The sequence below is a fragment of the Streptomyces sp. NPDC007905 genome, from assembly GCF_042959345.1.
Taxonomy (GTDB): Bacteria; Actinomycetota; Actinomycetes; order Streptomycetales; family Streptomycetaceae; genus Streptomyces.
Window position 1 is genome coordinate 32384 of record NZ_JBIBKS010000001.1, and the last position, 20432, is coordinate 52815.

Below are 20432 nucleotides of genomic sequence, written 5' to 3' on the forward strand. Positions count from 1 at the left end.
GCTCGTCGAACGTCAGGTTGCTAGGCTCTGTCCGGCGGACAGGTCGGCTCCAGCCAACGGTGTCGTGTCAGTACAGGTGAGCGGGGCATGGTGCGTCCGGTTGCAAGGCGGGGGGCGCCGGCGCGATGGGTGTCTCCCCGCGCGAGCGCAGCCGAGCATGGGGGAGTCGGCAACCGACGACAACGCCGCCGACGGGCGTGCCCTGCCCCGCGATTCCGGCATGATCGGCCGGACAGGCCCTAGGGGGGACCACCATGGATCTCGCTGAGATCTTCCGCGTCATGCGCAGGCGCTGGTACGTCCTGCTGCCCGGGCTGCTGCTGACCGCCTGCCTGACGGTCGCCGTCGCCCTGGTGGTTCCGGTCACTTACCAGTCGCAGAGCACGGTGGTTCTCCTCAACTCCCAGAAGGCCACAGTGGCCTACGACGGCAACCCGTTCCTGAGCACCCAGACCTCGCTCACCGGCATGGCCGACAGCCTGGCCCGCAACCTCGACTCCGACGTCTCCGTCCGGGAGCTCAAGTCCCGGGGAGCCACCGGCACGTTCGAGGCCAAGCTCGCGGACAACGCCCAGGGGCCTCTGATGTGGCTCACCGTCACGGGCACCGACAAGGCCGCCGTCCTGGCGTCGGACCGCATGCTGACCGCGTACGCCAAGGAACGGCTGGAGCAGTTCCAGAAACAGCAGTCGGTCGCTCCGAAGGCCATGATCCGGATGACGACCATCGTCCCCCCGCAGAACCCGATGGCGCAGACCAAGACCCGCCTCGAGTACCTGGTCATGGCCGGGTGCCTGGGCCTGGTTCTGAGCCTGGTCGCCACCTTCTACGTGGAGGCGCGCCGACGATCGCGCACGGTGACGCAACCGGAAGAACCCGCGCAGCCGGTCACCTCCCCCGAGCCGGCGGCCGGGGAACCGGTCGCGGAACAGACCATGGCCCTGCGGCCGCCGCCCAGTTGGTCGCGGTCCGCCGAGGACAGGCCCGCCGCAGAGCCGAGGGCCGGGCGGCCCATCATGGCCGCGGCGCCCGCCGCCGAGCAGCTCGACGAGGAGTCGCCTCATGGACAGCGTTCGCACACCGGACAGCGACCCCTCTGAGACGAGCGACTCCCCCGCTCCTCCCGCTCCTGCCTCTCTCGCCGGGAAGGTCCGTTCCGCGGCTCGCTGGAGTCTGATCAACACCGTGGTCATGCGCCTCGGCAATTTCGCCACCGGCATCCTGCTGGCCCGCTTCGCCCTCGGACCGGCGCAGTGGGGCGTCTACGGCATCGCCCAGACCGTGCTCCTCGTCCTGCTCTCGGCGAACGAACTGGGCGTCGGCCTGGCCATCGTCCGCTGGGACGGGGACCCCCGCCGCTTCGCACCGACCGTCCTGACCCTGGGCACCGTCTCCAGCGGCCTGCTGTACGCCGCCATCTTCGTCTCGGCACCGACGGTGGCCGGGCTGCTCGACTCGCCCGGAGCCTCGGGCGTCCTGCGGGTGATGTGCCTGTGCCTGGTGATAGACGGGGTGGCCCAGGTGCCCGCCGGCTTCCTCACCCGGGAGTTCGCCCAGGGCAAGCGGATGGTCGTCGACGCGCTCAACTTCGTCCTCAGCACCTCCGTGACCCTGGTGCTGGCCTTCGCCGGGTGGGGCGCGATGAGCTTCGCCTGCGGCGCGGTCGCGGGGAACATCGCAGCCCTCATCGGCTGCGCCCTGGCCGCCCCCGGCACCCTACGGTTCGGCTGGGACCCTCAACAGGCCCGCGCGCTGCTGAAGTTCGGGCTCCCCCTGGCCGGCGCGAGCCTGCTCGCCCTTGCCGTCGTCAACGTGGACACCATGGTCGTCGGCTCCTCCCTCGGCCAAGCCGCCCTCGGTTTCTACGTCCTGGCGTTCAACATGTCCGGCTGGCCGGTGCGCATCATCTCCGAAGCCGCCCGGCGCGTGTCCTTCGCCGGCTTCTCCCGCCTCGCCGGCTCCCCGCAGGCCCTCGCTCAGGGCTTCGGCCGCGCCCTGGGGGTCCTGGTCACCGGCACCGTACCCCTGTGCGTCCTGCTCGGCGGCCTCGCCACCCCGGTCGTCCACCTCGTGTACGGGAGCACGTGGCTGCCCGCCGCCGCTGCACTGCCCTGGCTGATGGCGCTCGGCCTGGTCCGCATCGGCTGCGAACTCGCCTACGACTGCCTCGTCGCCGCCGGGCAGCGCCGCTCACTCGTCCTCGTCCAGGGCCTGTGGGTCGTCGCCCTCATCCCCGTCCTCGTCGTCGGCGCGCGCCTCGGCGGCATCGTCGGCGTCTCCCAGGGCCATGTCCTGGTCGCCGTCGGCCTCGTCGTCCCCGCCTTCCTCTACGCCCTCGGCCGGGCCGGGATCAGCCTCGGCCACATCGCCCGGGCCTGTGCCTGGCCCTTCTTCGGGGGAACCGTGATGACCCTGGTGGTCCTCGCCGCGAAGCGGCTCCTCGGCGACGGCACCGTCGCCCTGTTCGTCATCGGCACGGCCGCCCTGGCCTGCTATGCGGTGTGCGTGCTGCCCAGCCGCCGTTACCTGCTCGGCTCCCGGACACCGGCACCGGAGGCCGCATGACCAGGCTCCGCCGCCTGCTCGTCGGCCTCGCCCTCGTGCTGTCCGCCGGCTGTTCCGCAGGCGCCGACTCCTCCCCCGCCGCCCACGGTCCCGCCTCCCACGGTCCCGGCACCCACGACTCGGCGCACACCGCCACCGCTTCGCCCCAGGAAGCAGGTTTCCCCGACGCCCGCACCACCGGCCCCCGCATCCCCCTCACGCCACACTCCACGGGGAACATGAGTGTCAAGACCGACGGGACCGTCATCAAGGGCTGGGACATCACCGGCTCACTCGACATCTACGCGAACGACGTGACCATCATCGACACCAAGATCACCTCCACCAACTGGTGGGGTGTCAATCTGCGACCCGGTCACAGCGGACTCCGGATCCTCCACAGCGCCATCACCGCCGTCCCCGGCAAGGGCCCCGACAACGGCGGCGTGGACTACGCCGTCTCCAACATGGCCACCAGCTCCATCGAGGTCGGGTGGAGCGACATCTCCGTCTTCGGCAACGCCCTCTCCATGGGCCAGGGCCACCTCCACGACAACTACGTCCACGACCTCGTCCCCTTCCGCAACACAGGCGGCGAGTGGCAGCACACCGACGCGGTGATCAGCGGAGGCGGCAACAAGGGCCAGCTGATCATCCGTCACAACACCCTGCTCAACCCCGTCGCCGTCGACCGGGGAGCATCCGCCGCCATCGGCCTGTTCGCCGACACCGGCCACGTCTCCGACACCGTCATCGACGGCAACCTGCTGGCGGGCGGCGCGTACGCCCTCTACGGGGGCGGCGAGGGCGCGACCGGGATCACGGTCACGAACAACGTCTTCTCCACCCGCTACCACCGCAATTGCGGCGTCTACGGAGCCGTCACCGCCTGGAACGCGGGCGGCCCGGGCAACGTCTGGCGCGGCAACCGGTTCTCCCACGGCACTCTGATCGCCCCCGAGCCGGCCGGCTGAGGAAGAGGATCATGCGACGCATCACCCGCGCTCCCTGGGAACTCCTCAAGCGCACCTTCGGCTGGCTCGTCCTCTTCGAGCTCCGCAACAAGATCCTCCTTGGCCCCTCCGCGCTGCGGCTGCGCCGCCTCGAAACCGCCGAGACCCGCAGGCACGCGGCTGCCGCCGCCTCCATGCCCGCCGCCCTCGTCGCCACGGTGATCGCCACCCACCGCCGCCCCGACGAGCTACGGGCAGCCGTCCGCTCGGCCCTGGCCCAGACGGTTCGCGACCAGGTTGTCGTCGTCGTCGACGACGGCGCCGGCCTCCCCGACCTTCCAGCCGACCCACGGCTGTTCGCCGTTTCCCTGACGCGCAACACCGGCGTGGCCGGCGTCGTACGCAATGTGGGCATCCGCCTCACCCGCTCGCGGTACGTGGCCTTCCTGGACGACGACAACCTGTGGGAACCCGATCATCTGGAGCGGGCGCTGGCGGTCCTGGAGACCCCCGACGGGCCCGACGGCGTCTACACGGCGCTGCGGCGCGTCCTTCCGGACGGGACCGAACGGGACATCCTGTCCGTGCCGTTCGACCGCCGTCGGGCCGCTCGGGAGTCCTTCCTGGACACCAACGCGTTCGTCGCGCGGCGCGACGGGACCTTGCGCTTCAGTCGTCTGCGGCGGACGCCGGAGGTGCTTCCGCGTGAGGACTGGGAGCTCGTCCACCGGTACAGCCGCAGCCACAGCGTGCGCCACGTGCCGCACGCCACCGTGCGGTACCTGGTGAACCCCGGGAGCTTCTACACGACATGGTCGAGCTGAGGGTGCGCCGACCGGGCGTCATGGACCCGGCGTGGCCCGCAGCGCGCCCGGCCTGAGCAGGGCGGCCGCCGCCGCACGGCTGGCCCGCCTGCCGAGGGCGGCCCGCGACGCCTCGCGCAGGAACACGGCCGCTCTGAAGCACGCCGTTGCCAGGGCACCGTGCCGTCGCCCGTACAGGCGCACGCGGTTGAGCGTGAGCAGGGTCCACAGGCGGGGCGACACCCGGGAGTCGCCCCCGAGGTGGACGGCCTGTGCCGTCGGCTCCAGTTGGGTGAGGTAACCCAGGTCCCGCGCGCGCAGGCAGTACTCGGTCTCCTCGGAATAGAGGAAGAAGGACTCGTCCCACGGGCCGCACGCGGCCAGGCAGTTGGCCGACAGGGCCATGAGAGCGCCGGTCGCCCAGTCCGGGCGCGTGGGCCGCACGTAGGCCGCTGGGTCGGTGACCAGTTCGCTCAGGCGCGGGAAGCGTCCGGCCCGCCGGTTGCCGATGAGGGCCTCGCCCAGCGCTCGGGCCACCGTCGACTCGCGACGCAGCGAATACAGGGGCGCCTCGCGGCCTTCTTCGTACAGGAGCGGGACGGCGATCCCCACCTCGCCGTCCAGGCGGTCGACGAGACGTTTGGCGCACCCCTGCCGCATGCGGATGTCGGGGTTGCAGACCAGAACGGCGCCGTATCCTTCCTCCCACTCGCCGGCGGCATTCAGCGCGGCGTTGATGCCCGCCGCGTACCCGGCGTTGCGACCGGTCCGGACGAGCGTGGCGTCGGGAGCGAGCCTCTGGAGGACCTCCACGGTGCCGTCGGCCGAGTCGTTGTCGGCGACGACCAGCCGCCAGTCCAGGCCGGCCATGCCGTCCGGAAGCGCGGAGAGGAACCCGGGGAGCACCGAGGCGCTGTTCCAGGTGACGATGACGACGGCGACGGGGCTCAACGGGACTCCACGAGTTGGGGCGGCCGGGACTCGGCGGCCTGGCGGGGCGCCGGGGCGGCGGCAGCGGCCTCGCGCCGGATGAAGCCCAGATAGCTGCCCCCTGCCCCCAGGACCAGGAAGAACATGCCGGCGAACATGGGGAAGCTGAGCGAGTCGAAGGTGGCGCTGATGACCAGGGCGACCAGCGCCGAGGCGAAGAAAGCCTGGCCCAGTTCGCGGTCGGATTCGGTGCGGGCCAGGCGTCGGACGGCACCGCCGTGGTGGATGCCGGTGACGAACAGGACGAGCAGGGCGACCGCTCCCAGCGCGCCCATCTCGGCGAGGGTCAGCATGTACTGGTTGTCCGTGAAGAAGTACAGGTCGGGCGTGAAGGTGCCGAACCCCCGCCCGAACAGCGGGTGCTCCTTCAGATAGGGGACGATCGCGCTGTACTTGATCGTGCGGGCCTGCGTGCTGCTGTCGGAGTTGGACAGGAACGACGCGAACAACTCCGTGATGGTGCCGATCAGCCCGGGAATGATCACCTTGAACCCCGCCACCGACACCGCCATCAGGCCGATCGCGGTCCACCGCCGCTGCGGCTTCCAGCGGGGGACCATCACCAGGGCGACCAGCAGCATGCCGATGATCGAGGTTCTCGACACCGTCAGCGGCAGCGCACCGGCCATGATCAGGACCGGCCCCCAGCGGCGCAGTACGTGCAGGTGGCGGCGTACGGGATCGAATGCCTGCTGGATGGCGAAGGGCACCAGGATCGCCAGCATGCCGCCGAACTCCAGCGGCTGGGCGGTGGTGGACCGGGGACGGGTGAAGGAGCCCCGGTCCATGGCGGTGACCTGGGCGACGCTGGTCTGGAGGCCGGGGATGTGGAGGGAGTCGGCGATGTTGGTGGCCGCGAAGAAGTCGTAGTAGCCGAGCGCGGCGACGACGGTCCCCATCACCACCAACCGGCGCATCAGGACGTCCAGCCGGCCGCGCTCCTGCACTCCCGCCGAGGTCAGGACGACCAGCGACACCCACACCAGGAACCCGATGAGTCCGCGGTCGGCCCCGAGGACCTCCTGGTGCGAGCTCTCGCGCGTCGCGTCCGCGATGTACGCCATGAGGACGGCCAGCCCGAGCACGCACATCGCGACCCGTACGAGCCTCGTGCCCGGCGCCGGAAGGATGCGGCCGCCGAGCCAGGTCGCGAGGTACCACAACAGTCCGAGCAGGGCGAAGACGTTGGCCGGGGTGCCGACGCCGCCGAGCGCGGGCAGGGCCAGGTTGGACGGGATGAAGAAGGCGAGCACCAGGTAGACGGTGAGGATCGCCGTGGCGTCGACCCGTCGGCTCAGCGGGCCTGCTCGTACCCGCCGGGGAGCGCGGGCCTCCCGCGGTCGCGGCGCGGCGCTCCTGCCGGCGCGCCGCCGGCGGCGGACCACCGAGACGCCCTCCAGCAGAATCGAGAGCAGGAACGCGCTGACGACGCCCAGGATGACGACAGCCGCGATGTCCTGGTAGCGACTCTTCGACTTCGCCACCGGGGTCTGCGGCAGCACGACGGGCGCCGTCTGCACGAGGTAGGGGGGCGGGACCTTGGCGGCGGACTGCAGGGCGTTCAGTTGCTCACCGGCGAAGGTGGTCAGGGTGCTGGTCTCCTTGAGCACCTTCGCCCGGTCGGTTCCGGTGACGCTGAGCACGAGCAGCGGGCTGTCGCTCGCCGGCGCGAAGCCGGCCGTGTACGGATCCGTGACGCCCCGTCCGCGCAACTCCTTCGCGGCGTCGTTCGATTCGAGGGTTCTGATCAGCACGTCGGCCGTGACGATGAGGGAACCGCCCGCATTCGAGAGGGGGTTGCCGAACGTGGGGGCAAGCCGGGCCACGGCCGAGGAGTCCAGCAGCGCGACCGAGCTCTGCGACTGGTAGGAGACGGGGACGGTGACGTACAGATACGCGCCGCCTAGCAGGCTGAGCACGGTGAAGGGCACCATGAAGTACCAACGTCTGCGCAGAATGGCCCATATCTCGCCAAGGCTCACGAACCATCCCCCCATTCAGTGGCATCCCACCGCGCATCCTGCCAGTATCGGGGGCGACGGAAGGATCTCCTATGTCGCCCGGGAACGTCGCCGCCGCGCTGCTCCGCCGCTGGTACGTCCTGGTGGTCGCGCTGCTGCTGACGGCCGCCGGCGCGTACCACGTGATGCGCCCCGCCCCCGAGTACGTCGGCTCCGCGGTGGTCGTCCTCAAGCCGGCGGTGACGCAGAACCAGCCCAACCAGCTCACCAATCTGCAGCCGCCGCTCGCCGTGGTCTCCTACGCGGTCGTCCAGCAGTTGGAATCCGCCGCCGGGGCCAGGGAGTTGGAAGCGGCAGGCGTTCACGGGGCCTACCACCTCGTCCCCCGCAACAGCGGCACCAGCGCGACGCCCCGCTATCTGATCCCCTCCCTGCAGGTGCAGTCGCAGGCGTCCGGTGCCGATGCCGCCGTGACGGCGGTACGCCGCATCATCGACGTCTACGCCAAGCACGTCGACGCCTTGCAGACGGCCCAGGGAGTTCCCGCCGGCTCGCGGATCACCGCCTCCGTCGTGGTCTCGCCGAGCGCCGCCGAGGTGCAGGGCACCAAGAGCCGGGCCCTGGCGGGCACAGCCCTGCTGGGCTTGGCCGGCGGCATTCTCGGCGCGTTGTGGCTCGACCGGTACGCGATGAGCCGCCGGGAGGTGTCCCCGGGCCGCCTCGCCGGTCCGGTTCCCGTGGCCAACTGAGCAGAACCGGGCCATCAGATACCGCGGCGCTTCCACGCCTCCCACCACAGCCACTCGCGCCCGCGCTCGGCCACGGCCGACCACACCAGCGGCTGCAGATACGGCATCGCCTTCGGACCGATCCGCCGCCGCAACCGCAGCGCGCGGTACTCCGGCAGTGCCGCGTATCCCGGCAGGCACTCCTCGGCGAACGCCACACAGTCGTCGACCGGAACGACCTCCGTACGCCCCCGGTCGTAGGCCCGGTACGCCCGGCGCAGCGCGAACCGGGCGAGCCGGGTGTGGACCTCGTCGGCCAGGCGGTCGGCCTGGGGCAGCCGGTCGGCGCATTTGGCGAGCACCGAGTCGAAGGCCACGAGGCGCTGGCGCAGGTCGTCGAGCTGACCGCCGAAGTCGGTCGTGGACATGTTCTTGCCGTGGACCCGGTAGAAGGCCTGATCGGCACCTCGTATGTAGCCGACGTCGGCGTGAGCGGCGAGCCGCATCCACATCTCGATGTCGCCGGCGTGTGGAAGCGCCGGGTCGTAGCCGCCGACCGTCCGCTGGAGGCTGGTGCGCACGACGACTTCCGGCGAGGTGATGCAGCCGGTGCCCTCACGGAAGCGCCGCTCCAGCCACCACTGCCCGGGATAGACGACCGAGCCGGTGCTGCGGGTACGGGCCCGTGGCAGCGGGCCGCCGTGCTGGAAGCGCAGGGGGCGCCCGTAGGCGAACCCCACCTCGGGACGGGCGTCCAGGAGCGCGGCGGCCCGGACCAGCGCGCCCGGGACCAGCCGGTCGTCGGCGGAGAGAAGGGCGACGTAGTCGCCGTCGGCCCACTCCAGGAGGCCCTCGTTGTAGGTGGCGATGTGGCCCATGTTGGTGGTGTGGACCCGGACGTCGATCCGCGGGTCGGAGGCGGCCAGTTTGCGGGCGACCTCCGCAGAGTCGTCGGGCGAGGCATCGTCGATGATGAGTACCCGGACGTCCACGCCGTCCTGCTCGTCCAGGACGCTGCTGACGCAGTCGGCGAGGAAATGGCCGTACTTGTAGCAGGGGATCACAACACTGACGGTGCTCATCGAGGAGGAAGCCAATCCCCGGTGGTGGTCTCCGCCGGACTCGACGGAGACCACCACCGGCGTGTTCTGGTGGGTCAGTTCTTCTTCTCGCGGACGGTCTTGCCGGTCAGGGTCCAGCTGTGGGACTTCACCGTGTGGCGGTGCTTGTCCCGGGCCGTGACCGTGACCTTGAACCGTGTGCCGTCCGGCAACGGGGCGGACAGGTGGACGGACACCTTGTGGGATGCCCGGTTGTAGGAGGTGACGGCCGTGACGTGGAGCTTCCTGGCGGCGGCCGCCTTGGCGCCCGGCAGGATGGTCACGGTCGCCCTGACGGACGACAGCTTGGCCGTGCCGGGCAGGGTCAGGACGAGGGCACCGGCCGCGTCGGCGGTGTGCGTCACCGAGGGGGCCGTCACCTCCGAAGCGGTGGCCGTGGACAGGGAGGCGCCGGGATCGTCGGCGGTGAAGACGGGGCCGACCCAGTAGTTGGCGGATCCGTAGGAGCTGTTGGGGAAGGCCGCGTCGATGCCGTACCGGTAGAGCCCGTTGTGGTGCGCGGTGGTGTCGGCGGTGGCGGTCAGCGGGTAGGACTGGTGGGCCGCCGCGAAGTACCCCCCGTCGACGGCGTAGTTGCCATGCGGGGCGTGGTAGGAGACGACGTAGGCGGTGTCGGCGGTGATGGCCACCGCAGTGGCGAAGGTCAGCTGCTGCCAGCCGGAGGCCGTCTCGCCGGTGAAGGTGCCGGTGGCGAGCAGGGTGCCGTCGTCGGACCACAGGCTGCCGGTGTGGGTGCCGGTGTTGCCGGTGCCCTTGTAGAAGGTGACGCCGGTGATCCAGCCACTCGACGAGGACGTGAACCGGGTGCCCAGTTCGACGGAGTTGGCGTCGCCGGTCACATCGGTGGTGGCCGGCACGGTGGAGGAGTTCCACAGCGTGCAGGGGCAGGTGACCGGGGGCGGGCTGGAACTGGTGGTGAAGTTCCACGTCACCGGGTCCGCCATGGCGTTGCCCCACAGGTCGGAGGCCTGGACGGAAGCGGTGTACGTGGTGTGCAGCGCCAGCTCCGTCGACGGTGTGAAGGTCGCCTTGTTCGAGGCGGGGAGCGTCTTGGTTCCCGGCACGGTGTTGCCGTCCGGGTCCTTCACGGTGAACGTCAGGCTGTCGGCGTCGATGGCCGAGCTGAAGACGGCCGACACCGGTGCCGTGATGGACACGCCACTCGCCCCGGACGTCGGGGACGTCGAGGTGACGGTGGGCGGGGTGGTACTGGCCGTTGAGGTGTCCAGCACCACGTCGACCCAGTAGTTGCTGCCGGAGGACTGCGAGGACGGGAAGGCGCTCGTCGAGCCGTAGTGGTAGACGCCGTTGCCGCCGTCGGTGCCGGACTGGAGCGCCGTGAGCGGGGCCAGGCCCGCGGTGTTGCCGGAGAAGTAGCCACCGTCGTAGGAGTATCCGCCGTTGGGGGCGAAGTACGAGGCGACATACGTGGTGTTGGCCTTGACGGACACCGGGGTGGCGAAGTTGAGCTGCTGCCAGCCGGAGGCCGTCTCGCCCGTGAAGGTGCCGGTGGCCAGGCGGGTGCCGGAGGCGCTCCACAGGCTGCCGGTGTGGGTGCCGGTGTTGGCGGGTGACTTGTAGAAGCGGACGCCGGTGATCGAACCGGCCACCGTGGTGCGGAACTTGACGCCGAGCTCCAGCGAGCTGCCGTCGCCCGCGTTGACGGTGCCGGGAACGGCCGAGGCCGGCCAGATGGTGCACGGGCAGGCCTGGGGGCCGACGGTCACCGGGACGGTGGTGAGGGCGCCGATGTTGACGCTGTCGTCCACCGCGCGGACCTTGATGGACGCCGCTCCCGGGGTCGTCGGCGTCCAGCTGTAGCTCCAGGACGTCAGGCCGGTGGCGGCGTTCCAGGTCGTTCCGCCGTCCGTGGACACCTCCACCCGGGCCACCACACCGCCGCCGGAGTCGGCGGCGGTGCCCTTGATGGTGACCGGCTTCAGCGCCGGGACGGTGGCCCCGGAGGCCGGGCTCGTCACCGTGACGGCCGGGCCGGTGCTGTCGGTGGAGGCCGTGGCGGCGACGAGGTTGCTCTGCAGGGACTTCGGCTGGGCCCCCATGTCGGCGAGGACGTTCACGGTCGCCTGCTGCATGCGGGGGTCCTCGGTGACCACCGTGTCATCGGGGTTGTACGTCGGGATGTTGGTCAGGCCCCACGACCACTGCACGGTCCCCGACCCGAACACCAGGGCCCCGGAGTCCTGGTCGCGGAACTCGACGAGGTTGTGCGTCGCGGTGCCGCTGCCGTACGTGTTGCCCCAGTCCAGGCGGTACTTGCCGTCGTTGATGTCGACCGTCGTGGACGACAGGTCGATGGCCCCGGCGGGCCTGGTGCGGTTGTCGATGTCGCTGTCCCACTCGTAGCCGAGCGTGCCGGTCGGGAAGGTGGCGGTCTGGCTCGACGTGAGGTTCGCGATGGAGGTGTTGCGCCACAGCCGGTTCCTGCCGTACGAGCCGGGGACCGTGATCGCGTCGCTGCGGTAGCCGTTCACCTGGAACATGGAGCCGGTGAGGATGTTCGGCGGCTGGTAGGCCGTCCCGTAGTCGGTGCTGGTCGGGTCCATCCAGGTGCCGGTCCAGGTGCCGCTGGGGTCGGCGATCCCGTTGTTCTGCGCCATCTTGGTCATCTTGTAGCAGACCAGGGTCCGGTTCGCCGTGCTCGTGCCGTCGATGCTCGGGGCGAGCCGCGTCTTCCAGAAGACCTCGTTGCCGCTGAAGAAGGCCTCCCGGACGCCCGTCTTCCTGGCCGCCAGGACGTTGGAGTACTGGCTTTGCGTCCAGTACTCGTCATGGCCTGAGGACATGTACACCTTGTGGTTCTTCAGCAGGGTGCCGCCGTTGGCCGACACGTCCACGCCGGACAGATAGCTGACGTCGTAGCCGTTGCGCTCCAGCCAGGACAGCATCATGAACTCGGAGCCGTAGATGCCGTTGTCACCGCCGATGTCCAGCGGCCGGTTGTAGCTGACCTCGTAGGCGCGGCCGTCCGGCGCGGGCCCCGCGCCGCCGTAGAGATCCTGACCGCCGTAGTCGTTGTAGGCCTGCCAGGTCTGGTCGCTGGTCTGCACGACGACGTCGGAGGTGCTGGAGTCCTTGCGGACGACGAACGGGTACGGCATCAGGCCGTCGCCGTCCGTCTGCGTCAGGTTCGCGATGTACAGGCCGGACACGGCGTCGCTGGGCACCGTCCAGCTCGCGGTCACGGGCCAGTTCCCGCAGTCGACCAGGCCGGTACTGCTCTTGGTGGTGCAACTGGCGGGCCTGGTGGCGTAGTTGGCGGGATACGTCACCGCCGCCTGGGCCGCAGTCGTCATCTCGCGTGCACCGTCGCCGCCGTACCAGCCCAGGCGGTAGATCTCGATGTGGTACGAGACCTTCGACTGGACCTTGAACTGGACGGTGTCACCGGCCTGAACGCTCTCCTTGGTGGAGAAGCCCTTGATGTCGCCGTAGGCGTTGGGCGAGAACCAGTCGGACTTGGGGCTGCCCGGCTTGGAGTTCTCGCAGACGATGGGATTCGAGCCCGTTGCGCACGGATCGGAGGCCGCATGGGCGGCCACGGCCTGCGGGAGCACCGCCCATATCAACGCGGCGACCACGGCAAGGCGGCCGCCCCGGAGCCGTCTGCTCCATCTGTTCATGTGTACCTCTCAGCGGTGCTGTGCAGGACCGACGCGTGAGGTCGGCGTGGTGCGTGAAGCGGGGACCGGTCAGCCCCAAAGCGCGTCGGCGAGCGCGTCGACGACCCGTTGCTGCTGGTCAGGGGTGATCTGCGGGTAGAGCGGAAGCGACAGGATCCGGTCCGCCGCCTTCTCGGCGTTCGGGAAGTCGCCTCGGGTGTGGCCGAGGTGGCGGTATGCCGGCGTGAGGTGGACGGGGGCGGGATAGTGCACCCCTGCGCCGATGCCCTCCGCGTTGAGCTTGCCCACGATGTCGTCGCGGTCCGCCGCGGCGACCTGCACGACGTAGAGGTGCCATACGTGGACGTTGCCTGCCGCCGTCGTGGGGAGCGCGACCCGCCCGCCGTCCGCCAGGTCGGAGAGCAGGGCGTCGTAGCGGGCCGCGGCCGCCCGCCGGGCCGCGTTGCCGTCCGCCAGCCTGGCCAGCTTCGCGCGCAGCACGACGGCCTGCAGTCCGTCCAGACGACTGTTGAACCCGGGCACGTCATGGCGGTACTTGGCGACGCCACCGTGGTTCGCGATCGCGCGTACCAGGCCGGCCAGTTCCTCGTCGTCAGTCAGTACCGCGCCCGCGTCGCCGTAGGCGCCCAGGTTCTTGCCCGGGTAGAAGCTGGTGGCCGCGATCCCGCCACTGCCCGGCGACCGGCCGTCGCGGGTCGCGCCCTGGCACTGCGCGGCGTCCTCGACGACCCGTACGCGGCCGGGCAGCCGGCCGGCCAGCTCCGTCGCGTCGGCCATCTGCCCGTACAGGTGCACGGGTACCACCGCGCGGGTGGCGGGACCGACCGCGTCCAGCGCTGCCTGGGGGTCGAGCAACTGGCTGCCCGGCAGGCAGTCCGCGAGGACCGGGCGCGCGCCGGTCCTGGCCACCGCGCCCGCGGTGGCGATGAAGGTATTGGCGGGCACCACCACCTCGTCGCCCTGCCCGATCCCACTGGCGCGCAGGGCGAGTTCGACGGCGTCGGTGCCGTTGGCGACGCCCACGCAGTGCGCGACACCGCCGAAGTCCGCGTACTCGCGCTCGAAGAGGCGGACTTCCTCGCCTCCGATGAACGCGGTGCCGGCCAGGACCCGTTCGAATCCGGCCCGTACGTCGTCGGCGACCTCGGCGTGGGCCGCCTTGAGGTCCACCAGCGGAATCTGGTTCATGTGACCGGTCCCCCCATGGTTCGTGTCCCAAGTTCGTCAAGCGCCGGGGCAGCCGCCGCACGCAGCCGCCGGGCCGGGCTCCCCGCCCAGACCTCGCCCGGCGGCACATCGCCGAGCACGGTGCTCCCCATCCCGATCAGCGACCAGGCGCCGACCTCCGTGCCCTCCCTGACCAGGGCCCCGGAGCCCACATAGGCACCCCGCTCCAGCCGTACTCCCCCGCCCAGGCGGGCGCCGGAGGCGATCGTGGCGAAGTCCTCGACCACGTCGTCATGGGTGAGGACGGCCTGCGGCATCACCGCGACATGCGCGCCCACCCGCACGGCGGCGGTCAGGACGCAGTGCGCGAGCAGCACCGAGCCGGGGCCGACCTGCGAGGTCGCCGACACCGCCGCCGTCGGGTGGATCACGGTGGCGTAGCGGTCCGCGGGCAGGCCGAGCCTGCGGACCAGACGGGCGCGGGCGGCGTAGTCCCCGGGGTTGCCCACGCAGATCACCACCCGGGCCCCGGGCAGGCCGTGGACCAGGTCGCAGCCGCCGAGGACGGGAACGCCGTCCACCAGGGTGCCGTGCAGGGTGGTGTTGTCGTCGAGGTGCCCGAGCAGTTCGACGTCGCCCGCGTCCCGTACGGCCTGTGCGGTCTCCCGGGCGAAGCCGCCCGCGCCGATGAGCAGCAGCCCCCTCATCGCAGTGCCTGTTCACGCAGCGCCGCCACGACGCGGTCCTGCTGGGCCGCGGTCATCGTGTGGAACAGCGGCAGGATCAGCGAGTCGCGGCTGATCCGCTCGGTGACCGGCAGCGGCGCGCAGGGGTGTCCGGCGTAGGCGGGTTCGAGGTGCGTGGCCATGATCCCGCGCCGGGCGGAGATGCCGGCCTCGGCGAGCGCGGCGAGCAGGTCGTCCCGGCCGACGGGGAAGTCCTCGTCCAGAAGCACCCAGTAGGACTGGAAGTTGCTCTGCCCGTGCGCGGGGTCGCGTACGGGGGTGAGGCCGGGGACGTCGTGCAGCAGTGCGTCGTAGCGGGCCGCCAGCTCGCGGCGGCGGGCGATCATCGCGTCGAGTTTCCCGAGCTGGACCAGGCCGACCGCGGCCTGGATGTCGGTCATCCGGTAGTTGTAGCCGACCTCGAGGTAGCTCTCCAGGACCGGTGTGGTGCTCGCATGACGCTGTGCCGCGGAGGCGTTCATCCCGTGCTCGCGCAGCCGGCGCAGGCGTGCCGCCCACTCGGCGTCGTCAGTGGTGATCATGCCGCCCTCGCCCGTGGTGACGACCTTGCGCGGGTGGAAGGACCAGGCGGCGATCAGCGCGCCCTGCCCCACCGGCTTGCCGCCGGCGGTCGAGCCGATGGCGCAGGCCGCGTCCTCGACCAGGCGGAGGTCCCAGTCGGCGCAGGCGGCACGCAGGGTGTGCACATCGGCGGGCACGCCGCCCTGGTGGACGGCGAGGACGGCCTTGGTGCGGGGGGTGCGGACCGCGTCCACCGTGGCCGTGGTCAGGTTGCCGGTTGCGGCGTCGACATCGGCGAACACGGGCTCGGCCCCGACGTAGCGCACGGCGTTGGCGGTGGCGATGAACGACAGCGAGGGCACGACGACCTCGTCTCCGGGCCCGAGCCCGAGCGCGACGAGCGACAGGTGCAGGGCGGTGGTGCAGGAGCTGACCGCGATGCCGTGCTCGGCGCCCACCCGCTCGGCGAAGGCCCGCTCGAAAGCGGTGACCCGGGGCCCCTGGGCGACCCAGCCGGACAGCACCGCGTCGGAGGCGGCCTTGGCCTCCTCCTCGCCGAGCCACGGGATCATCACCGGGATGCGGTCCGTGCTCACTTCGACGCCTCCCCCGCGGCGGCCCGCTCGGCCCGCCACCACTCCACCAGGTCCCGCAGCCCCGTGCGCAGGTCGATCCGCGCGGTGAAGCCGAGCCGCTCGGTGGCCTGCGTGGTGTCCGCGAGCCGCCTGGTCACGCCGTTCACCGCGCGGGCGGGCCCGTGCACCGGCTCCAGGTCCGACGCGCCCATCGCCTCCAGCAGGCCCTGGGCGAGTTCCTTCAGCGAAGTCTCGGTACCGCTGGCGATGTTGAACACCTCGTCGGTGAGGTCCGACTCGGCGGCCAGCACGTTGGCCCTGGCGATGTCCCTGACGTCGACGAAGTCCATGGTCTGGGCGCCGTCGCCGAGGATCAGCGGCGGCTCGCCCGCCTCGATGCGCTCCATCCAGCGGATGAGCACCTCGGTGTAGAGGCCGTGGATGTCCATGCGGGGGCCGTAGACGTTGAAGTAGCGCAGCGCCACGTAGTCCAGTCCGTACATGGCGTGGAAGCTGCGCAGCATGCCCTCGTTGAAGGCCTTCGCCGCGCCGTAGAACGTGTCGTTGTTGTACGGGTGATGGCGCTCGGTGGTCGGGAAGGTCTCGGCCGTGCCGTAGACGGACGCCGAGGAGGAGGCGATCACCTTGGCCACCCCGGCCTCGGCGGCCGCCTCCAGGACGTTGAAGGTGCCGTCGACCAGGACCTCGTTGGCGAGCCTCGGCTCCTCCGCGCACTGGGTGATGCGTATCGCGGCGAGGTGGAACACCAGGTCGGCGCCCTCGGTGGCCTTCCGTACGGTGTCGGCGTCCCGGATGTCGCCCTCGACGACCTCCACCACGCCGCTGGGCAGGGCCTGGGCGAGGTTGGCCCGCCGCCCGCGCACGAAGTTGTCCAGCACCACGATCTCGCGGGCGCCGCCCTCGGCCAGGAGGTCGACAAGGTTGGAGCCGATGGTGCCCGCTCCCCCGGTGACCAGGATCTTCTTGCCGCGTACGCTGCTCAACTGCGCTTCCCTCTCAGTGGATCAAAACCGTCAGTGCCCGGCACGCAGGCCGACGACCGCGCCCCGGAATTCCAGACTCCGGGACGCCGCTTCGAGAATGTCCAGCACCCGCAGACCCGCCCGGCCGTCGGTCAGCGGCGCCCGGCGCTCCCTGATCGCGTCGGCGAACTCGTCGACCATGGCGCGCAGCGCTTCCCCCTCGCCGATGGCGGGCGCGACCATGTCTCCGGAGCGGTACGAGATGAGCGCGTCCCGGCGCTCGTCCGGGCCGATCTCCTGGGGCGCGGCCAGGTCGACGCCCCGGTCGTAGATCGCCACCCGCTGGAGGGGGTTGAGGTCGTCCCAGATCAGGGTGCGTTTGGCGCCGCCCACCATGGTGGTGCGTACCTTGGTCGGCGAGAGCCAGTTGACGTGGACGTGGGCGATGGCTCCCGTGTTGAGCTGGAGCGTCAGATAGGCCACACAGGCCTGGCCCGCGCCGATCGGGTCGGCCCCGTGGGCGGCGACGGCGACCGGCTCGACGTTGTCGGGGAGGATGAAGTCCAGGATCGACAGGTCGTGCGGGGCCAGGTCCCACATGACGTCGATGTCCTTCTGGACGAGCCCGAGGTTGATCCGGACCGAGTCGACGAAGTGGATCTCGCCGAGTTCACCCGAGCGCACCAGCTCCCGGATGCGGCCCACCGCGGGCGTGTAGCAGTAGGTGTGATCGCACATCAGGGTGAGCCCGCGCTCCTCCGCCTCGGTCACCAGGCGCAGTCCGTCGGCGTACGTCGCCGCCAGCGGCTTCTCCACGAGGACGTTCTTGCCGGCGCGCAGGGCGGCCAGGGCGATGTCGAGGTGGGTTCCGGCGGGCGTGGCGACGGCGACGGCGGCGACGGAGGGGTCGGCGAGTACGGCCGCGTAGTCCGAGGTGGCCTGGACCGTCGAGTAGCCGCCGAGGACCCGCTGGGCCCGGTCCACGTCGAGATCGCACAGCCAGCGCAGCCGGAACTGCTCGCCGGCCTGGAAGTTGCGTACGAGGTTGGGACCCCAGTAGCCGGCCCCGACGACCGCGACCCCCAACGGCTCCGTGGTGTGCGTCACTGCGTTCCTCTCCCCTTGGTCCATCAGTAGGCCCCCGTTCCTCGCACGACTGCCGACGCGGTGCGCAGCAGGATGGACAGGTCGAGGCTCGTCGACCAGTTGTCCACGTATCCGAGGTCGAGCCGGACCGCTTCGTCCCAGGGCAGGTCCGAGCGGCCGCTGACCTGCCACAGCCCGGTGAGGCCAGGCTTCACGAGCAACCGTCGCTTGATCTCCGGCGTGTACTCCTCGACCTCCTCGGGCAGCGGAGGGCGGGGGCCGACGAGCGACATGTGGCCGCTGATCACGTTGACCAGCTGCGGCAGTTCGTCCAGCGAGGAGCGGCGCAGCACCGAGCCGACCCGGGTGATCCGCGGGTCCTGCCTCACCTTGAACAGCAGACCGTCGCTGTTCTGGTTGAGGTGCGCCAGTTCCGCCCGGAGGTCCTCGGAGTCCTGCCGCATCGTGCGGAACTTCAGCATGGTGAAGTGGTCGCCGTACCGGCCCACCCGCCGCTGTCGGAAGAGCACCGGCCCGGGGCTGTCCAGCCGGACGATCAGGGCGACCAGCAGCATGGGCAGTACGAGGACCGTCAGGAGCGCTGCCGCGAGCGCCCGGTCCAGCAGTTCCTTGGGCAGCCGGGAGAGCCGGGAGAGGTTCGGCGCCTGTATCCGCAGCAGCGGCACCCCGTTGGTGGGCCGTACCGTCAGCCGGGAGGCGGACACGTCGGCGAGCATGGGGGCCAGCAGGAAGTCGGCGCCCTGTACGGCGGCCGACCAGGTCATCCGGCGCAGGACCAAGGCGTCGAACTCGGGTGCCGGCAGCGCCACCACGGTGCTGATGCCCAACGCCCGCACGACGTCGTTCATGTCGCCGACGCCGCCGAGGACGGGGAGCCCCAACTTGTGTATGTCAGCGGCTCTTTGCGGATCGCTCAGACACACTCCGGCGACCTGCAGTTCCTGGACGCCGCCGCGCCGCAGCACCGCGAGCAGCTCCACGATGCCGCGCGAGGGCCCGACCAGGAGCGTCGTGCTCCGGTCCCGGCCCCGGGCCCATCGTCTGTGCAGCCGGCGGCGCAGCGCGTAGCGGACCAGCAGGGTGATCGCGGCGGCCGCCACCGCGGCCATGGCCATGTCATGAAGGAGGCCCGAATCGTGGGTGAACAGCCAGTACGCGACCGCGGTCGGCACCGGCAGTGCGACGGCGCCGCGAAGCACCCGTCGGTACTCCTCGGTTCCTAAGCCCAGCGTGCTGCGGTCGTAGGAACGGTGGGCGAACATGGCCACGATCCACGTCGGGGGCAGCACCAGGGCCACCGCCCAGCGGCCGTACGCCGCGTGAATCAAGAAGGCCGCGACAGCGGCTGCGAAGCCGTCCGCGACCAGCAGGACGATTCGGTACTTCCGCTCCCACCGTCTTCGGTGAGCTCGTGGAGTTCTGCGCTCCACAACGACGTGCTCATGCGTGACCTCAATGGTCATGCTCCCCCCACCACATGCGCGGCTACCCCCGACCGAAGTGCCCCCAGACAGCGGCACCGGAAAGCGAGGGAGCGTCAGCGGTTCCCCAACCGCCTCATGCCCCCAGCATGCTGGTTACTGACCGTACAAATGCGTTCGTGAAGCCGTGCCGTGACATGCAGTCAAGGACGAGTTCCCCACCCAAACCGGTCCGGCGGCCCTCAATCTAGAGCACCGGACGCAGTCGCGGGAACAGTTGGACGAAACACGCATCGCATCAGTCATATTGGCTGCATACTGCCCACGTGACGAGCATTGTGATCCCGGCTCACAACGAGGCACGAGTCGTCGGCCGGCTCCTCGATGCGCTGCTGGCCGACCCCTGCGAGGACGAGACCGACATCGTGGTCGTGTGCAACGGCTGTACGGACGACACCGCGCACATCGCTGCCGCTCGCGCCCCGCGCGTCCGGGTGGTGGAGATCCCCGTCCCCTCCAAGCACGCCGCTCTGCGGGCGGGTGACGACCACGCGCGCGGCTTCCCCCGCCTCTATGTGGACGCCGACGTCGTCATCTCGGGCGCCGACGTACGGGCGCTGACCGAGCCCCTGGCCGACGAGGCCTCGGGCATCCTCGCCACCGGCCCCGAACGCCGGATCCCGCTGGCCGACTGCGCATGGCGGGTGCGCGCCTACTACCAGGTGTGGCAGCGGCTGCCTGCCGTACGCGAGGGGTTGTTCGGGCGAGGCGTCATCGCGGTCTCCAAGGCCGGGCACGCCCGGATCGCCGCGCTGCCGCCGCTGATGGCGGACGACCTGGCCGCGTCCCTGGCGTTCGCTCCTCGGGAGCGGCTCGTGGTCGGCACGGCGAATGTCGTGATCCATCCGCCGCGCACCTGGCGGGACTTGATCAAACGGCGGATCCGGGCCGCGGTGTCCACCGCCCAGGTCGAGCGGCAGCAGGGAGGGCAACAGGCTCCGCGTACGAGCAAGTCGGATCTGAAAACCCTGCTCCGCAGGGAGCCGAGGCTCTTCACGGGTGTCGTCGTCTTCGTCGCGGCGGCGGTCGCCGCCCGGCGGGGGGCCAGAAAGGCCATCCGGGCACAGGACTTCGGCACCTGGCTCCGTGACGAGAGCAGCCGGCAGAACTGATCGCACCGCACCTGGAGCC

At 70.8% G+C, this 20432-nt stretch carries 16 protein-coding genes; 6 read left to right on the plus strand and 10 right to left on the minus strand.

Going from position 1 to position 20432, the window contains the following annotated elements:
• Positions 1–254 precede the first annotated feature (254 nt).
• The 4 genes from ACFZDC_RS00200 to ACFZDC_RS00215 are packed head-to-tail and all read left to right on the plus strand — an operon-like array spanning position 255 to position 4321.
• The gene (locus ACFZDC_RS00200; protein ID WP_391319111.1) at positions 255–1100 is read left to right on the plus strand and encodes a Wzz/FepE/Etk N-terminal domain-containing protein; all 846 of its coding nucleotides are present in this window, start codon (positions 255–257) and stop codon (positions 1098–1100) included.
• Positions 1063–2565, plus strand: a complete 1503-nt coding sequence (locus ACFZDC_RS00205; protein ID WP_391319112.1) for an oligosaccharide flippase family protein — start codon at positions 1063–1065, stop codon at positions 2563–2565. Before ACFZDC_RS00200 ends, ACFZDC_RS00205 begins: the two co-directional genes overlap by 38 nt.
• Positions 2562–3518, plus strand: coding sequence for a hypothetical protein (locus ACFZDC_RS00210; RefSeq protein WP_391319113.1), 957 nt, complete (start codon positions 2562–2564; stop codon positions 3516–3518). Before ACFZDC_RS00205 ends, ACFZDC_RS00210 begins: the two co-directional genes overlap by 4 nt.
• An 11-nt stretch (positions 3519–3529) precedes the next feature.
• Positions 3530–4321, plus strand: coding sequence for a glycosyltransferase (locus tag ACFZDC_RS00215; RefSeq protein WP_391319114.1), 792 nt, complete (start codon positions 3530–3532; stop codon positions 4319–4321).
• 18 nt (positions 4322–4339) lie between these two features.
• On the opposite strand, the gene ACFZDC_RS00220 is transcribed toward ACFZDC_RS00215, so the two are convergent.
• Positions 4340–5251 carry a glycosyltransferase gene (locus ACFZDC_RS00220; RefSeq protein WP_391319115.1) on the minus strand — a complete coding sequence of 304 codons (912 nt, stop codon included), beginning with the start codon at positions 5249–5251 and terminating at the stop codon, positions 4340–4342.
• The gene (locus ACFZDC_RS00225) at positions 5248–7272 is read right to left on the minus strand and encodes an O-antigen ligase family protein (RefSeq protein ID WP_391319116.1); all 2025 of its coding nucleotides are present in this window, start codon (positions 7270–7272) and stop codon (positions 5248–5250) included. The genes ACFZDC_RS00220 and ACFZDC_RS00225 overlap by 4 nt, the downstream gene beginning before the upstream one ends.
• A 71-nt stretch (positions 7273–7343) precedes the next feature.
• Between ACFZDC_RS00225 and ACFZDC_RS00230 the strand changes: the two genes are divergently transcribed.
• Positions 7344–8000, plus strand: a complete 657-nt coding sequence (locus ACFZDC_RS00230; protein ID WP_391319117.1) for a hypothetical protein — start codon at positions 7344–7346, stop codon at positions 7998–8000.
• A 14-nt stretch (positions 8001–8014) separates the two neighbouring features.
• Here ACFZDC_RS00230 and ACFZDC_RS00235 read toward each other — a convergent pair whose 3' ends face one another.
• The 8 genes from ACFZDC_RS00235 to ACFZDC_RS00270 all read right to left on the minus strand — a co-directional run bounded on the left by ACFZDC_RS00235 (position 8015) and on the right by ACFZDC_RS00270 (position 19283).
• Positions 8015–9061 (minus strand): glycosyltransferase, encoded by a 1047-nt coding sequence (locus ACFZDC_RS00235; RefSeq protein ID WP_391319118.1) that lies wholly within the window; start codon positions 9059–9061, stop codon positions 8015–8017.
• Positions 9062–9135: 74 nt separating this feature from the next.
• Positions 9136–12741, minus strand: a complete 3606-nt coding sequence (locus tag ACFZDC_RS00240; protein ID WP_391319119.1) for a DUF4082 domain-containing protein — start codon at positions 12739–12741, stop codon at positions 9136–9138.
• 69 nt (positions 12742–12810) lie between these two features.
• A complete protein-coding gene (locus tag ACFZDC_RS00245; RefSeq protein WP_391319120.1) occupies positions 12811–13929 on the minus strand; it encodes a DegT/DnrJ/EryC1/StrS family aminotransferase in 1119 nt (372 codons plus the stop codon).
• Positions 13926–14615 carry a NeuD/PglB/VioB family sugar acetyltransferase gene (locus tag ACFZDC_RS00250; RefSeq protein WP_391319121.1) on the minus strand — a complete coding sequence of 230 codons (690 nt, stop codon included), beginning with the start codon at positions 14613–14615 and terminating at the stop codon, positions 13926–13928. The genes ACFZDC_RS00245 and ACFZDC_RS00250 overlap by 4 nt, the downstream gene beginning before the upstream one ends.
• Complete coding sequence (locus ACFZDC_RS00255) at positions 14612–15751, minus strand: aminotransferase class I/II-fold pyridoxal phosphate-dependent enzyme (protein WP_391319122.1); 1140 nt, start codon at positions 15749–15751, stop codon at positions 14612–14614. Before ACFZDC_RS00255 ends, ACFZDC_RS00250 begins: the two co-directional genes overlap by 4 nt.
• A complete protein-coding gene (locus ACFZDC_RS00260) occupies positions 15748–16734 on the minus strand; it encodes an SDR family NAD(P)-dependent oxidoreductase (protein WP_391319123.1) in 987 nt (328 codons plus the stop codon). Before ACFZDC_RS00260 ends, ACFZDC_RS00255 begins: the two co-directional genes overlap by 4 nt.
• Before the next feature lie 30 nt (positions 16735–16764).
• The gene (locus ACFZDC_RS00265; protein WP_391319124.1) at positions 16765–17820 is read right to left on the minus strand and encodes a Gfo/Idh/MocA family oxidoreductase; all 1056 of its coding nucleotides are present in this window, start codon (positions 17818–17820) and stop codon (positions 16765–16767) included.
• A gap of 23 nt (positions 17821–17843) precedes the next feature.
• The gene (locus ACFZDC_RS00270; protein WP_391319125.1) at positions 17844–19283 is read right to left on the minus strand and encodes an exopolysaccharide biosynthesis polyprenyl glycosylphosphotransferase; all 1440 of its coding nucleotides are present in this window, start codon (positions 19281–19283) and stop codon (positions 17844–17846) included.
• Positions 19284–19567: 284 nt separating this feature from the next.
• Here ACFZDC_RS00270 and ACFZDC_RS00275 point away from each other — a divergent pair, with 284 nt between their 5' ends.
• Positions 19568–20413, plus strand: coding sequence for a glycosyltransferase (locus ACFZDC_RS00275; protein ID WP_391319126.1), 846 nt, complete (start codon positions 19568–19570; stop codon positions 20411–20413).
• Positions 20414–20432: the final 19 nt, after the last annotated feature.

Coding starts and splice junctions, on each gene's coding strand:
- ACFZDC_RS00245 (WP_391319120.1), bottom strand. CDS start 13,929: ATGAACCAGATTCCGCTGGTGGACCTCAAGGCGGCCCACGCCGAGGTC.
- ACFZDC_RS00210 (WP_391319113.1), top strand. CDS start 2,562: ATGACCAGGCTCCGCCGCCTGCTCGTCGGCCTCGCCCTCGTGCTGTCC.
- ACFZDC_RS00215 (WP_391319114.1), top strand. CDS start 3,530: ATGCGACGCATCACCCGCGCTCCCTGGGAACTCCTCAAGCGCACCTTC.
- ACFZDC_RS00240 (WP_391319119.1), bottom strand. CDS start 12,741: ATGAACAGATGGAGCAGACGGCTCCGGGGCGGCCGCCTTGCCGTGGTC.
- ACFZDC_RS00230 (WP_391319117.1), top strand. CDS start 7,344: ATGTCGCCCGGGAACGTCGCCGCCGCGCTGCTCCGCCGCTGGTACGTC.
- ACFZDC_RS00270 (WP_391319125.1), bottom strand. CDS start 19,283: ATGACCATTGAGGTCACGCATGAGCACGTCGTTGTGGAGCGCAGAACT.
- ACFZDC_RS00250 (WP_391319121.1), bottom strand. CDS start 14,615: ATGAGGGGGCTGCTGCTCATCGGCGCGGGCGGCTTCGCCCGGGAGACC.
- ACFZDC_RS00200 (WP_391319111.1), top strand. CDS start 255: ATGGATCTCGCTGAGATCTTCCGCGTCATGCGCAGGCGCTGGTACGTC.
- ACFZDC_RS00235 (WP_391319118.1), bottom strand. CDS start 9,061: ATGAGCACCGTCAGTGTTGTGATCCCCTGCTACAAGTACGGCCATTTC.
- ACFZDC_RS00205 (WP_391319112.1), top strand. CDS start 1,063: ATGGACAGCGTTCGCACACCGGACAGCGACCCCTCTGAGACGAGCGAC.